Origin of the sequence: Agreia sp. Leaf283, assembly GCF_001422485.1 — a bacterium.
Taxonomy (GTDB): domain Bacteria; phylum Actinomycetota; class Actinomycetes; order Actinomycetales; family Microbacteriaceae; genus Agreia.
In genome coordinates this window covers 149,876-164,672 of record NZ_LMNF01000001.1, presented here as the reverse complement: position 1 = coordinate 164,672, position 14,797 = coordinate 149,876, and the positions used below count along the sequence as shown (strand labels likewise).

Genomic DNA, 14,797 nt, shown 5'->3' with positions numbered 1-14,797 from the left:
GGTCTATCCCTCGCTCGATGCGCCGGAGCGGCTGCGGGCGATGATCGTGGAGGCGCCGAAGTTCACGGCGAGCGTCACCAGGAAGAGGGCGAGACCGGCGGCCATCAGGGCCGAGATCTCGAGGGCCGACGCCTCGTTGTAGCGCAGCGCGATGAGGGCCGAGATGGAGTTGGCGCCCTTCTCGAGGATGTGCGGCTGGATGATGAACACGGGCGAGATGATCAGGTAGACGGCGATGGTCTCGCCGAGAGCCCGACCGAGGCCGAGCATCGTGCCGCCGATGATGCCGCCCTGCGAGAACGGCAGAACGACGCTGCGGATCACGCCCCAGCGGGTCGCGCCGAGGGCGAGAGCCCCCTCCCGCTCGCCCAGCGGCGTCTGGCTGAACACCTCGCGCATGATCGAACTCGCGATCGGCGCCACCATCAGGGCCACCACGATCCCCGCGATGAACGTCGACGAGGTGAACAGCGTGGGGCTCGCGAGCGGGTCGGACGGATCGAAGTTGGGCGCCGACAGGATCGGAATCCAGCCGAGATAGGTGGCGAGCCATTGCGAGAACGGGAGGATGAGCGGCTGCAAAAAGAACAGCCCCCACAGCCCGTAGACGACGCTCGGGATGGCGGCCATCAGGTCGACCACGCTGATGAGAGCGCGCTTGATTCCGCGCGGCGCGTACTCGTTAATGTAGAGCGCGGTGCCGAGCGCGAGCGGAACGGCGATGGCGATCGCGGTGAGGGCGATGAAGAACGTTCCCGAGAGCACGGCGGCGATGCCGAAGTCGCCGTTGTTGGGCTCCCACGCCTGCGTGGTGAGAAAGCCGAATCCGGCGACGCTGATGGCCTTGTAGCCGTTGTAGAGCAGGAAGACGCCGACGAGCAGCATGACGAGCAGCACGATCGTGCCGCCGGTGCGTGCGACGCCGCGGAAGATCCTGTCGGAGAGGCCGGTGTTGGCGGCCAGGACGCGGGGAACGTCGGGCGTCTGCATCTCTGGCTGCGGCTCGGTCTGCGTATCCGGCTCTGGCTGCGGCTCGGCCTGCACCGGGTCGATCATCACCATGGCGCCACCGCGGTTCGGTCGATCCGGCGTCCTGCGCTGCGTCGCATCGGGTCGAGCAGCGCGCGCGGAGCCTCCATGACCATGGCGATCCTCAGCGCGGCGACCGTCGAGATCACCGTCTCGCGGCTCGACGACGCCGCATACCAGCGTCCGCATGTGACCACGGGAGTCCCCTCGTGTTCCAGGAGCCATCCGTAGAGGCCGGGCTGGGGACCGACGACGGGGGTCACCACGAGCTCGTCGACGCTCGCCTGCAGCGTCGCGACGTGGGCCCGGGCGACATCGAACGATGCGTAGGTGCGCGCGCTGCGGCCGAGTTCGCGGTTGTTCGAGGCGAGCACACGCCAGACTCCCGTGCTGTGCGGGGCCTTCGTGCTCGCGACCTCGGGCGTGCGGGCGGTTTCGCGGGGCACGGGTCGCCTCCGCGGACCGAGGGCATCGGCGGACTCCACGAGGTCGCGAAAACGGATCCACGAATGAAGCATCGGTTCGTCGTTCGAGCTGAATGCGGCGAAGACGACGCGCGGGCTCGGGGGCATGCTTCCTCATCGATCGGGTGGTGCGGGCGGGTGCCGACTCAATATCGAGGCGGTCGGTTGCGACGAGAGGTGTCGGGAATGAACGACGGGTGGCTCACGGATGAGCAACAGATCTGCACCTGCCCCCAGTTATGGGGGAATGTGAGGAAAAATCGGTTGGGCGATTCGCCGTTCGCGTTCCGCTCACAGGCTCCGGATGCGGCGGGCAGGGTGTCGGTGGCGACCGTTACGATTGCTGCATGGTCACCGCCCTCTATCGCCGCTATCGACCTGAGGCGTTCGCCGAGATGATCGGCCAGTCGCAGGTGACCGATCCGCTGATGACAGCGCTCCGCACGAACCGGGTCAACCACGCCTATCTCTTCTCCGGTCCCCGCGGCTGCGGCAAGACCACCTCGGCGCGCATCCTCGCCCGCTGCCTCAACTGCGCAGAGGGTCCCACCGACACCCCGTGCGGCGTGTGCCCCAGCTGCGTCGAGCTGGGTCGCGACGGCGGCGGCTCGCTCGACGTCGTCGAGATCGACGCCGCGAGCCACAACGGCGTCGACGACGCGCGCGACATCCGCGAACGAGCCGTCTTCGCCCCCGCGCGCGACCGCTTCAAGATCTTCATCCTCGACGAGGCGCACATGGTCACCCCGCAGGGCTTCAACGCGCTGCTCAAGATCGTCGAAGAACCACCAGAGCACGTGAAGTTCATCTTCGCCACGACCGAGCCCGACAAGGTCATCGGCACCATCCGCTCGCGAACGCATCACTATCCGTTCCGGCTCGTTCCGCCGGCGCAGCTGCTCGAATACGTTCAGCAGCTGTGCGACAGCGAGGGCATGAAGGTGGCCCCCGGCGTCCTGCCGCTCGTGGTGCGCGCCGGCGGGGGGTCTCCCCGCGACACCCTCTCGCTCCTCGACCAGCTCATGGCCGGTTCCGAGAGCAGCACGATCGAATACGAGCGAGCCGTCGCCCTGCTCGGCTACACCCACTCGGCTCTCCTGGGCGAGGTCATCGATGCCATCGGCGTGCGCGACGCGGCCGCCGCATTCGGCGCGGTAGACCGGGTCATCCAGACCGGCCAAGACCCGCGCCGATTCGTCGAAGACCTTCTCGAGCGCCTCCGCGACATCATCATCGTCAGCGCCACCACCAGCATCGAGGCGGCCGGCGCCGTTCTGCGCGGGGTGCCCACCGACGAGCTGCAGGCCATGCACCACCAGGCGCAGCAGTTCGGCCACGCCGAGCTCTCGCGCACGGCCGACATCGTCAACGCGGCGCTCACCGAGATGACGGGCGCCACGAGCCCCCGCCTGCACCTCGAGCTCATGGTCGCCCGGGTGCTCGTGCCCGCCAGCGACGACACCGAGCGCGGCTCGCTCGCCCGCATCGAACGCCTCGAGCGTCGTGTCGGAGTCGAGACGACAGACGCGCCACGGGCCGCGGCGCCGGTTCAGCGTGCCGTACCTGCCGCGGTCGCTGCCCCAGAACCTGCGCCTGCGCCTGCACCCGCAGTCGAGCCGGTGGCCGCGGCGCCATCCGTTCCCGAGTCGGCGCCCGCTCGCGCGGCTGAGGCCGCCGTCGCCACCCCGCAGCAGGCCGAACCGCAGAAGACAGAACCGCGGCAGCAGCAGCAGCAGGCCGAGCCCGCCGCCCCGGTGCAGCCCGCCGCCCCCGTGCAGGCCGCCCCCGTGCAGGCCGCCCCCGCGGGGCCGGTCACGCTGCAGCAGGTGCGAGACACGTGGCCCGAGATTCTCGAAGCCGTGCAGAAGGCCAAGCGCAGCGCCTGGCTCGTCGTCTACACGGCGACCGTTCGCTCCTTCGAGAACGACGTCCTCACGCTGGCGTTCCCCAGCGAGAACGACGTCAACCAGTTCAAGCAGCAGCAGGCACCAGGGCAGGGCGTCAGCGAGATCCTCCGACAGGCGATCCTCGACCTGCTCGGCGTGCGCGTCAAGTACATCGCCCGCGTCGAGCACCCGGGCTCTGCTGCGGCACCCGCGGCCGCCGCCGCCCGGGCGCCCGCGCCGACACCGGCGCCCGCGCCCGCATCCACGCCCTCGGCGGCAGCGCCGGCCCCCGGCCGGCCCGAAGCCGGCCGAGAGCAGAAGCCGGCGGCGGTCACCAGCTCCTGGGCCGTCGTCGCCATCCCGCAGTCCGATCCCACGCCCGACGCAACGGTCGAGCCGGTGCCCGAAGAAGATCGTGAGCCCGAGCCCGACTTCCGTGCGCCCGAGTCGGCATCCGCCCCCGTCTCGCCGTCTGCACCCGCTCAGGCCCCCATGCCCACATTCGCCAAGGCTCGCCCCGAGACCCCGGCCCCGCGAGCCACCCCTGTCGCCACCACCGATTCCGGCCGTCAGCGCTACGGCGAGGCCGTCGTCCGCGAGATCCTCGGCGCCAATTTCATCGAGGAGCAGCCCGTGGCTCCCCGCAACACGCAGAGAAGCGACGGCTAAGTGTACGAAGGCATCGTCCAGGAGCTCATCGACGAACTGGGACGACTCCCGGGCATCGGCCCGAAGTCGGCACAGCGCATCGCGTTCCACATCCTCCAGACAGAATCGTTCGACGTCACCCGGCTCGCCGAGGTGCTCATCGAGGTGCGCGACAAGGTGCACTTCTGCTCCATCTGCGGCAACGTGTCCGAACAGGAGACGTGTTCCATCTGCCGCGACCCGCGCCGGCAGCAGACGGTCATCTGCGTCGTCGAAGAGGCCAAAGACGTGGTCGCCATCGAACGTACTCGCGAGTTCCGCGGCCTGTACCACGTGCTCGGCGGTGCGATCAGTCCGATCGACGGCATCGGCCCCGACAACCTGCGCATCCGCGAACTCATGCAGAGACTGGCCGACGTGAACATCACCGAGGTGATCATCGCCACCGACCCCAACCTCGAGGGCGAGGCCACGGCCACCTACCTGTCCCGCCTGCTCAACACCCTGCAGATCCGGGTCACCCGCCTCGCCTCCGGTCTCCCTGTCGGAGGCGACCTCGAGTACGCCGACGAGGTCACCCTCGGTCGTGCCTTCGAGGGGCGTCGGCTCGTCGAGAGCTGATCGTGCACATCGCGGTCAGTGCTGGTTCAGTCGGTGCTGGTTCAGGTGCTGGCGACGGCGACGACGCCGTGACCCTGACCGAGCTCGACGACGCAGGCAGGCTGCTCGGCCAGCCCGAGACGGTAGCGCTCGATCGGTTCCCGAGCGAGGTCGCACGTCGGGAGCGGCTGTCACCGCGCTGGGTCTGGGACGACACCCGACGCTGGTACCCGGCACTGCTGGCGCACGACGTGGTGGTCGAACGCTGCGTCGACCTGCGTCTGTGCCACACGATTCTGCGCACCGCGTCGGCGACGGCCTCGTCGCAGCTGGCGCTCGCTCCCGCTTCCCCGTGGGACGCCCCCGCCATGTGGGCCGTGCAGGGCGAGTCCGAGTCCGACACGCTCTTCGAACTCGGGGTGCAGCGCGGTCGCGACGACGAGCAGGGCCTCGACCCGGTCGAGGAGTTCCGGCTGCAGCGGGCGGCCGTCGCCGGAGCCCCCGATCCGAACCGACTGGCTCTCCTCCTCGCGGCCGAGTCGGCCGGAAGCCTCATCGCGATCGAGATGCAGCACGCGGGTCTGCCCTGGAACGCGGCCCGTCACAATGAGCTCCTGGTCGACCTGCTCGGAGAACGGCCCCAGCCCGGCCAGCGGCCGGCGCGCATGCACGAATTATTGCTCCAGATCCGCGCCGCGATCGACGATCCGACGGCGAATCCCGACTCGCCCGTCGAGCTCGTCAAGTCGCTGCGCCGCGCCGGCATCGATGTCACGAGCACGAACCGCTGGGAGCTCGCGCGCCACGAGCATCCGGTCATCGAACCGCTGCTCGCCTACAAGAAGCTGTCGAGGTTGCTCACCGCCAACGGCTGGAACTGGATCGACAGCTGGGTCGAGGGCGGTCGGTTCCGCCCCGTCTACGTACCCGGGGGAGTCGTCACCGGCCGATGGGCCGCCGACGGCGGGGGAGCGCTGCAGCTGCCTCACCAGGTGCGCGGCGCCGTCATCGCCGATCCGGGCTGGATGTTCGTGGTCGCCGATGCGGCGCAGCTCGAGCCGCGTATCCTCACGGCCATGTCGGGCGACCGGGCGATGGCCGCGGCCGGGCGTGACCGCGATCTCTACGACGGCATCGTCGCATCCGGAACCGTCGAGAATCGTGCGGCCGCCAAGGTCGGCATGCTGGGCGCCATGTACGGCGCGACCACGGGTGAGAGCGGGCGCATGCTGCCCCGACTCGCGCGTTCGTACCCCGATGCCATCCGCTTCGTCGAGGAGGCGGCGCGGCTCGGCGAGAGCGGCGCCGTCGTGTCGACCCATCTGGGCCGCAGCTCGCCCCTTCCATCGGCGCAGTGGCGCGAGGCTCAAGACGACGCCCAGCAGGAGGGTGCCAGCGAGGCGGTGCAGACCCGGGCCAAGACGGCGCGCCGCAGCTGGGGGCGGTTCACGCGCAACTTCGTCGTGCAGGGAACGGCGGCCGAGTGGGCGCTGTCGTGGATGGCGGGGCTCCGTCGGCGGCTCGTTCTCCTCGGCCCCGGGCTCCCGCTGCGCGACAGGCCCCACCTCGTCTTCTTCCTGCACGACGAGATCGTGGTGCACACTCCCGCCGCACTCGCCGACACCGTCGCCGCAGAGGTGCGCGCGGCCGCCGAAGACGCGGGCAGGCTGCTGTTCGGCCCCGTGCCCGTGCAGTTCCCGGTGACGGTCGCCGTGGTCGACAGCTACGACAAGGCCAAGGGGTGACCACGCGCGCCCGCTAAGATTGCACGCTGGGCCCATCCTCGTCATATCAGGAGTGTTTACGTGAGCTTGATCGTGCAGAAGTACGGCGGATCATCGGTTTCCGACGCCGAGAGCATCAAGCGTGTCGCCAAGCGCATCGTCGAGACGCGCAAGGCGGGCAACGACGTCGTCGTCGCGGTCTCGGCCATGGGCGACACCACCGACGAGCTGCTCGACCTGGCCCACGCGGTCACGCCGATGCCGGCGCCGCGCGAGCTCGACATGCTGCTGAGCGCGGGCGAGCGCATCTCCATGGCGCTGCTGGCCATGGCCATCAAGAGCCTGGGCCACGAGGCACGCTCGTTCACCGGCAGCCAGGCCGGCATGATCACGGACGCCCGGCACGGCTCCGCCCGCATCGTCGACGTCACGCCGGTTCGGCTGCGCGAGGCGCTCGACGAGGGCGCGATCGCGATCGTCGCAGGCTTCCAGGGCTTCAACCGCGACACCAAAGACATCACGACCCTCGGCCGTGGCGGCTCCGACACGACGGCCGTGGCGCTCGCCGCGGCACTCAACGCCGACGTCTGCGAGATCTACACCGACGTCGACGGCATCTTCACCGCCGACCCCCGCGTGGTTCCCAAAGCGAAGAAGATCGACCGCATCACGAGTGAAGAGATGCTCGAGCTGGCGGCGAACGGCGCGAAGGTTCTCTACATCCGCGCCGTCGAGTACGCCCGTCGCCACGGAGTCACCCTGCACGTGCGCTCCTCGTTCAACAACAACGAGGGCACCATCGTCTACAACCCATCGGAGAACCCTGCGGAGGGTCTCCCCACAGAGAGCGAGAACGCCGTGGAAGAGCCACTCATCGCCGGAGTCGCGACAGACCTGGGCGAAGCGAAGATCACCGTCGTCGGAGTCCCCGACATCCCGGGCAAGGCGGCGCAGATCTTCAACCTGGTCGCCAAGACGGGCGCCAACATCGACATGATCGTGCAGAACGTGTCGGCGGCCTCCACGGGGCTCACCGACATCTCGTTCACACTGCCGAAGACAGAGGGGCAGACCGTGCTCACCGCCCTGCGCGCCGATCAGTCCGATGTGGGCTTCGTAGGCCTGCAGTACGACGACCAGATCGGCAAGCTCGCACTCGTCGGCGCCGGCATGCGCACCAACGCGGGCGTCTCGGCCCGACTCTTCACCGCCCTCTACGAGGCCGGCATCAACATCGAGATGATCTCCACGAGCGAGATCCGCATCTCGGTCGTGACCCGGGCCGACACCATCAACGACGCGCTGCGCGTTGTGCACACCGCCTTCGGCCTCGACGCCGACACAGAGGCAGTAGTCCACGGAGGAACGGGCCGCTAGCCGCCCCGCCCCTTCGCGAGTGTTGCCCGGGGCGACGGATGTTGCCGGTCGCCCGGCAACATCCGTCGCGTTCGGCAACACCCGCCTCCAGTCGGGCTGACGCATCGGGCACTCCTCACCCTGTCGGGACTGCTGCGAGTTGTGCACAGTCGGGTCTGATCTCAGGTCCGGCTGCCGCTGCTCCCACCACTCTGGAGCGCATGACAGCCCCGACTCTGCGACGGCCCCGATCGAGCGATCTCCTCCTCGCGCGCGATCTCGATCCCGACACTCTTCGGCAGCTTCAGCGCTCCTCGGGCACCGACACGCGCCGGCTCCGTCGAGGGGTCTACGTGACCTCGGAATCCTGGGCCGGCTTCGACACGTATGCCCGCCATCTCACGAACGTCCTGGCCGTCGAATCGACCCACCGGCATCCGGTGTTCGGTCATGCCTCGGCCGCAGCCATCTGGGGCCTCCCGCTGGCCGACCGTCCGTGGCCCGCAGAGGTGCACGTGGTCGCCGACGCGACCTCACATTCGCGCAGCAAGAACGGGGTGGTGGTTCATCGTCAGGCGATGCACGACGGTGATGTGGCCGAGCGCAACGGGCTCCTGGTCACGAGCCTCGAGCGCACGGCGATCGATCTGGCTCGAACCATGCCCTTTCCCATTGCCGTCGCGGCGATCGACTTCACGGTGCACGAGAAGCGCGCCGGCCGTCACGTTCTGACCCGAGAGAAGCTCGTCGAAGGCCTCCTTCGCTCCCCGCGCACGAACGGCCGTGCGCGCGCCCGTCGCGCCATCGATGCGGCGCGGGTCGGCGCCGATAACGCCGGAGAAACGCTGAGTCGTCTTGCGATCATCGAGCTCGGTTTTCCTGAGCCACTGCTTCAGGTGCAGCACGTCAATCCGAGGGGAGGCTTCTATTACACCGATCACGAGTGGCCGCAGCACAACGCCATCGCGGAGTTCGACGGATTCGGCAAGTACCTGAAGCAGGCCCTGAAGCTCGGCGAGAACGCCGGCAACGTCATCTACGAGGAGAAGATCCGGGAGGACCACCTTCGAGACGAGAACAACGGAGTGGCCCGCTGGGGTCCACCCGAGCTTCGCAACCCGCCAGAGATCGCCCGGCGCCTCCTGCGAATCGGGGTCCCCAGAATCGCAGGGCGGTGACTGTTGCCCGGGGCGACGGATGTTGCCGGTCGCCCGGCAACATCCGTCGCGTTCGGCAACACCCGCGGCGAGCGCAGGCGGCTTGGTAAAGTAGGAGTTTGCGGCAGATGGCCGCGCCCATCACCTGAGGAACATACCGTGGCTGCACAGGCATTGAACGTTGGCGTTGTCGGAGCGACCGGACAGGTCGGCACAGTCATGCGCCGCCTGCTCGAGGAACGCGACTTTCCGATTTCGAGCATCCGATTCTTCGCCACCGCCCGTTCCGCCGGAACGACTCTCGAGTTCCGGGGAGAGCAGGTCGTGGTCGAAGACATCGAGACCGCCGACCCGTCGGGCCTCGACATCGCACTCTTCTCGGCGGGGGCCACGGGCTCGCGCGCCCAGGCTCCGCGCTTCGCGGCCGCCGGAGTACTCGTCATCGACAACTCGAGCGCCTGGCGCATGGACCCCGACGTTCCCCTCGTGGTGAGCGAGGTGAACCCGCACGCGATCGCCGACGCGCGCAAGGGCATCATCGCCAACCCCAACTGCACCACGATGGCCGCCATGCCCGTGCTGAAGGTGCTGCACGAGGAGGCCGGGCTCACCAGGCTCATCGTCTCGACCTACCAGGCGGTGTCGGGCAGCGGCCTCAAGGGTGCCGAAGAGCTCGCCGGGCAGGCGCGCGCCGCCGTCGCCGACCCCGACCTTCTGCAGCTCGTGCACCGCGGAGACGCGGTCTCGATGCCCGAGCCCCAGACCTATGTGCGACCCATCGCCTTCGACGTGATCCCGCTCGCCGGTTCGATCGTCGACGACGGCTCTAACGAGACCGACGAAGAGAAGAAGCTGCGCAACGAGAGCCGCAAGATCCTCGAGCTGCCCGAGCTCCTCGTCAGCGGAACCTGCGTGCGGGTTCCGGTCTTCACGGGGCACTCCCTGTCGATCAACGCCGAATTCTCCGAGCCGTTGAGCCCCGAGCGCGCCACCGAGCTGCTGTCGAGCGCACCGGGCGTCGAGCTGTCGGAGGTGCCCACGCCCCTTCAGGCCGCGGGCAACGACCCGAGCTATGTCGGCCGCATCCGTGCAGACGAGGGAGCGCCTGCCGGCCGCGGCCTCGCACTGTTCATCAGCAACGACAACCTGCGCAAGGGTGCCGCTCTGAACGCCGTGCAGATCGCCGAGTACATCGCGGCCCAGCGCTCGGTCTCCGTCGCCGTCTAGGTCTCCGCCGTCGCCGTCTCGCGCGCATCCATCGTCTGGTGGATGCGCGCGGAGACAGGCCTTGACACAATGGCCTCATGAGCATTCCGGACTACTCGGGCAATCCCAGCTACCGCCTCAGCACCGCCGAGCGTGATCGCGCGGTCACCGAGCTCCGCCAGCACGTGGCGGAGGGTCGCCTCTCGGAGGCCGAGTTCGCCGAGCGCAGCAAGGCAGCGCGCAACGCGGTGACGAGAGGCGATCTCGCCCCCCTGTTCGACGACCTGCCGGCGACCACCTTTCCCGCGTCGGTGAGCGACGCCGTGCGGCCCGCGCCGACCACGTTCGCGGAGCCGAGCCCGACCGCGACCGACCCTGTGCCCAGCGATGCCATTCCCGCCTACGGGGCCCCGGACATCCAGAGCGTGGCCCGGCCAGCCGCCTCGCCCGTGGTTCAGCCCACGACCCCGAGCGCGACCGAAGGGTGGAAGGACCCGCAGCCGGCCGAGGTGAGCCGGGTCGGAGCGACCGTCATGGCCATCGTGCCGTTCGTGTCGCTCGCCCTGTTCTTCGTCACGGGCAGCGCCCTCAGCTGGAGCTACAGCTGGCTCTGGTTCGCTCTCATTCCGGTCGCCGGCATCATCATCTACGGGCCGAACGGCAAGCCCGACCGCAAGCGCAGGCGCTAGCCGACGTCTCCGGTGCCCACGGTGGGGATACCGAGGATCGTGCGCACCTCGTTGTCGGTGAGGGGTCGCCACGGCGACGCGTCCTGGTCGCTGCGGGATGCCTGCGGGCTGTCGCCCTGGGTCCACCACTTGGCCTCGTACGCCGCATCGTCGAACATGACGACGTCGCCCTTGGTGTAGATGCTCGTTCCCTGCCATTCCGGGTACGTTCCCGCGGGGAGAACGGGCACCGGCACCGGCGTCTCGCCCGGCAGCACCGGGCCCACGAGCTCCCACGGCGTCTCCGACGCCTGCAGCACGGGGTTGTCGGGAATGTCGCCCTGCGTCCAGTACTTGGCGACGTACACCTGGCGGTGCCAGACCACCTTCGTGTCCTTCTGGTACGCGGAGTCCGCATCCCAGATCCGGTACGGGCTCGTGGTGGGATCGTCGGTGAGGTCTTCTGTCGACGTGGGCACCGACGTGGTCACGGAGCCGGCCGCCGACTCGGGCGAGCCGGTCAGCGTGTCACCGAGGAGAGAGGCGAACGACGCATCGCCCTGGTCGACGCCACTGCACGAGTCGCTGACCCGCGTGACGTCCGGGTAGTTCGATCCGCAGGTCGTGTCGCGGTTGAGCGACCACATCGACATGCGGCCGACCCCGTTCTTCACGGCGAAGGCATTGAGCGCCTCGGCGTCGTCGAGGGTGAAGATCTCGCCGGCCACGTCGTTCTGGCCGATCATCGGCGTGAGGCCGACCTTGTTCCACAGCTCGACCGGGCCGAGCGAGATGTTCTGCCGGTCGTAAAGGGTGCGCAGCTGGCCGTGCACAGAGTTCGCGGCATCGATCGAGGCGTCGACCATCGACTGCCCCGCCTCGCGGCTGTCGCCGTAGTCCATGGTCATCACGTTGACGCCCGCGAGATCGACGCCGGCAGACAGCATCCGGGTGACCTCGTCGGTGCCTTCGCTGGTGAGTCCCGACGGAGCGACCGGGAGCGTGAGCCAGACCGCCAGGGGAGAGTCGGTACCCGCGCGCTCCTTCTGGATGCTCGCGATCGCCGCCGCGCGCCGGTCGCCCGAGGAGGTATCGGTGAGGTTCGCGCCCTCGATGTCGAGGTCGATGGTGCTGAGCGAGTAGCGGTCGATGACCGACTCGTAGGCCTTCTTGAGCTGATCCGGGTCGGTGCAGCCCGTCGACAGCTCGTCGTTGAGAAGCCCGCCGAACGACACGATGACGTCGCCGCCCTGCTGGTCGCGTCGGGCGATGCGCCGATCGAGGTCGAGGGTCTGGTCGGCCTCGTCCATCGAGTAGTACGTGCCCCACGAGGGGCTGCACGGGTCGGTCTTGGATGCGACGACGAACGACAGCACGACATTGTCGCCGGCCGAGTCGGTCGGGTTCTCGAAGGCGAAGCTCGGGGTGGCCGTGACGTCGACGTAACCGGCCATCCAGGCCTTGGCGGTCACCGAGTTCGCGTCCTGGAACCACTTCCACCCCTGGAAGCCGGAGAAGACGAGACCTGCGATGAGGATGAGGACACCGGACAGCCGCAGTATGGACAGGCGGCGGCCTGGAAAGCGTGTGGACAAGGGTTCCCCTAGGTTCGATCAGCACTCAGTGTATTGATCAACACTCACTTAAGCACAAATACGTGAGACACTGTCGACTTTGAAGGATGTTCAGAACTTCTCGGGGAGATGTGTCATGACGGACGGAACAAAGGGCCGGCGACGGCAGTGGGGGTCGGAGAGGCGCAGCGAGCCGCTGTCGATCGTCCATCCCAAGCCGAGCGGTCGCACGATCACCCTCGGGCGCCTCTCGATCGTCGCCACGATCGGGTTCTGGCTGATCTACGTGATCACCACGGTTCTTCGTGAGCTCGTCAACAACCCGGGTGCAGGTTTCCGTTTCACGGTCGAGGCGGTGAGCTACCTGATCGTGGTCACGATCCTCACGTTCTCCGCCCTGATGTACTTGCTCGCACGGCAGGGAGCCCTCTACCGGTTCCGCAGCCACGTGCGGGTTCCGCGCGGAGAGCTCGACCGTCACTTCGCCGACTACTCCGACGGCATCACGGTTCTGGTTCCGAGTTACGCGGAGGAGACGCTCGTGGTGCGGGCCACCCTGTGGTCGGCCGCGCTGCAGGAGTTCCCCGACCTGCGCGTCGTGCTCCTCCTCGACGACCCGCCCTTCCCGAGCGATCCTGAGAAGGCCGAGACGCTCGAGGCGACCCGCGCGCTCGCGGCCCAGATCGAGGGCGCTCTGAGAGTCCCGGGCGAGCGATTCCGCCGCTCGGTCGAGTCGATGACGGCGCGTTTCGCCACCGACGACACGGTGCTTCGAGACGACGTCGAGGCGCTGGTCGACGACTACACGGCGGCGGCGGAATGGCTCGAGGCCATGGCAGACACCGAACAGGTCGGCGATCACGTCGACGAGTTCTTCGTCGACCAGGTCGTCATGGGACTGGCTCGCGAGCTCCGGCTCACCATCGTGGCCCTGGGGGGCGCGCTCGACCAGCACTCGTACCCGGATGCGGACCGGCTCATCACGCTTGCCCTGCGGCTCTCCCGCATCTTCACCGCGAAGCTCGACTACTTCGAGCGCAAGAAGTTCGCGTCGCTCTCGCACGAGGCCAACAAGGCGATGAACCTCAACTCCTACATCGGCCTCATGGGCGGCGCGTGGGCGACGGAGGAGACCGCCGACGGCGTCGTCCTCCGGCCGGCCGGCGACGAGGCCTCGGCCGATCTGGTCATCCCCGAGACGACCTATCTGCTGACCCTCGACGCCGATTCGCTGCTGCTTCGCGACTATTGCGTTCGACTCGTCTATCTGCTCGAGCAGCCCGAGAACGCGCGCGTGGCCGTGACCCAGACGCCCTACTCCGCGTTCCGCGGCGCCCCGACGCGCATCGAGCGCGTCGCCGGCGCGACCACAGACCTGCAGCATGTCCTGCACCAGGGCATGACCTACTACAACGCCACGTTCTGGGTGGGCGCGAACGCGGTCATCCGCAAGCGCGCCCTCGAGGACATCGTCGAGGTCGAGGTCGTCGCCGGCTTCGAGGTCAAGACGTACATCCAGGACCGCACGGTCATCGAGGACACCGAGTCGAGCATCGACCTCGGCACGCACGGGTGGACCCTGGTGAACTACCCCGAGCGTCTCAGCTACAGCGCCACCCCGCCCGACTTCGGCTCGCTGATCGTGCAGCGACGTCGCTGGGCGAACGGCGGACTGCTCATCCTCCCGAAGTTCTGGGATCAGCTCCGGGAGCGTCGGTTCAACCGCGACCGGGTGCTGCTGAGCGAGATCCTGCTGAGAACCAACTACATGGCCTCGATCGCCTGGGCGAGCTTCGGACTGCTGTTCCTGCTGGCCTACCCCTACGACAGCCGGCTTCTCAGCCCCTTCGTCTTTCTCGCCGCCCTGCCGTACTTCATCGCCATGGGAAGCGACCTGCGCACCGCAGGGCACCGCTTCAGCGACATCTTCCGCATCTACGGGTTCAACCTCGTGCTGCTGCCGGTCAACCTCGCGGGCGTCTTCAAGTCGTTCCAGCAGATGATCACGGGTGAGAAGATCCCGTTCGTGCGCACGCCGAAGGTGAAGAACCGCACAGCCGCACCGGCGCTCTACGTGCTCACTCCCTACGTCATCGTGCTGTTCTCGCTTTTCACGCTGTACCGTGACATCGTTCTCCAGAACTGGGGCAACGCCCTGTTCGCCGCCTTCAACGCCGTGATGGCCGCCGGCGCGATCCGCGCCTACATCGGCATCCGCAACTCCATGGTCGATGTGTGGCTCGGTTTCCTGAACTTCCTCTACGTCGAGCGCCGAGTGAAGGAGCAGCCCGAGCGTTCGCCCGTCGACCCGGATGCTCCGGTCGACTGGCGCACGATCCTCTACCACGGTGACCGGCGGCTGGGCCGCGACCTGCGGCAGTCGAAGGACCGTCGTCGCCGCATCGGAATCCGCAGCACCTCGTCCCGTAGCCGGGTGAATGCCGGCGGGGCAATCTCCGGCGGCGACCGCTCCGAATAGACGCAC

At 68.3% G+C, this 14,797-nt stretch carries 11 protein-coding genes; 8 read left to right on the top strand and 3 right to left on the bottom strand.

All coding sequences use genetic code 11. The annotated features are described in order from the left end of the window. Positions 1–3: 3 nt before the first annotated feature. Positions 4–1,062 (bottom strand): phosphate ABC transporter permease subunit PstC, encoded by a 1,059-nt coding sequence (gene pstC / locus ASF51_RS00730; protein ID WP_235497094.1) that lies wholly within the window; start codon positions 1,060–1,062, stop codon positions 4–6. Continuing rightward, positions 1,056–1,601, bottom strand: a complete 546-nt coding sequence (locus ASF51_RS00725) for a hypothetical protein (protein WP_055923827.1) — start codon at positions 1,599–1,601, stop codon at positions 1,056–1,058. The genes pstC and ASF51_RS00725 overlap by 7 nt, the downstream gene beginning before the upstream one ends. A 239-nt stretch (positions 1,602–1,840) precedes the next feature. Between ASF51_RS00725 and ASF51_RS00720 the strand changes: the two genes are divergently transcribed. The 7 genes from ASF51_RS00720 (at position 1,841) to ASF51_RS00690 (ending at position 10,759) form a co-directional block, all read left to right on the top strand. Next, positions 1,841–4,048, top strand: coding sequence for a DNA polymerase III subunit gamma and tau (locus ASF51_RS00720; protein WP_055923824.1), 2,208 nt, complete (start codon positions 1,841–1,843; stop codon positions 4,046–4,048). Continuing rightward, on the top strand, positions 4,049–4,648 hold the full coding sequence (gene recR, locus ASF51_RS00715) for a recombination mediator RecR (RefSeq protein ID WP_044441714.1): 600 nt from the start codon (positions 4,049–4,051) through the stop codon (positions 4,646–4,648). A gap of 68 nt (positions 4,649–4,716) precedes the next feature. Beyond that, the gene (locus ASF51_RS00710) at positions 4,717–6,372 is read left to right on the top strand and encodes a bifunctional 3'-5' exonuclease/DNA polymerase (RefSeq protein ID WP_157411947.1); all 1,656 of its coding nucleotides are present in this window, start codon (positions 4,717–4,719) and stop codon (positions 6,370–6,372) included. Between the two features lie 60 nt (positions 6,373–6,432). Continuing rightward, positions 6,433–7,728 carry an aspartate kinase gene (locus tag ASF51_RS00705; RefSeq protein ID WP_055923821.1) on the top strand — a complete coding sequence of 432 codons (1,296 nt, stop codon included), beginning with the start codon at positions 6,433–6,435 and terminating at the stop codon, positions 7,726–7,728. A 200-nt stretch (positions 7,729–7,928) separates the two neighbouring features. Continuing rightward, positions 7,929–8,885 carry a hypothetical protein gene (locus ASF51_RS00700; RefSeq protein ID WP_055923819.1) on the top strand — a complete coding sequence of 319 codons (957 nt, stop codon included), beginning with the start codon at positions 7,929–7,931 and terminating at the stop codon, positions 8,883–8,885. A 138-nt stretch (positions 8,886–9,023) separates the two neighbouring features. Further along, on the top strand, positions 9,024–10,091 hold the full coding sequence (locus tag ASF51_RS00695) for an aspartate-semialdehyde dehydrogenase (RefSeq protein ID WP_055923816.1): 1,068 nt from the start codon (positions 9,024–9,026) through the stop codon (positions 10,089–10,091). A gap of 77 nt (positions 10,092–10,168) precedes the next feature. Further along, positions 10,169–10,759, top strand: a complete 591-nt coding sequence (locus ASF51_RS00690; protein ID WP_055923813.1) for a DUF1707 domain-containing protein — start codon at positions 10,169–10,171, stop codon at positions 10,757–10,759. Here the strand turns inward: ASF51_RS00690 and ASF51_RS00685 are convergent. Further along, positions 10,756–12,333: a chitinase gene (locus ASF51_RS00685; RefSeq protein WP_055923810.1), complete on the bottom strand. Its 1,578-nt coding sequence runs from the start codon at positions 12,331–12,333 to the stop codon at positions 10,756–10,758. The genes ASF51_RS00690 and ASF51_RS00685 overlap by 4 nt on opposite strands. Positions 12,334–12,448: 115 nt before the next feature. On the opposite strand from ASF51_RS00685, the gene ASF51_RS00680 reads away from it, so the two are divergent. Beyond that, positions 12,449–14,791 carry a glycosyltransferase family 2 protein gene (locus ASF51_RS00680; protein ID WP_082479430.1) on the top strand — a complete coding sequence of 781 codons (2,343 nt, stop codon included), beginning with the start codon at positions 12,449–12,451 and terminating at the stop codon, positions 14,789–14,791. Positions 14,792–14,797: the final 6 nt, after the last annotated feature.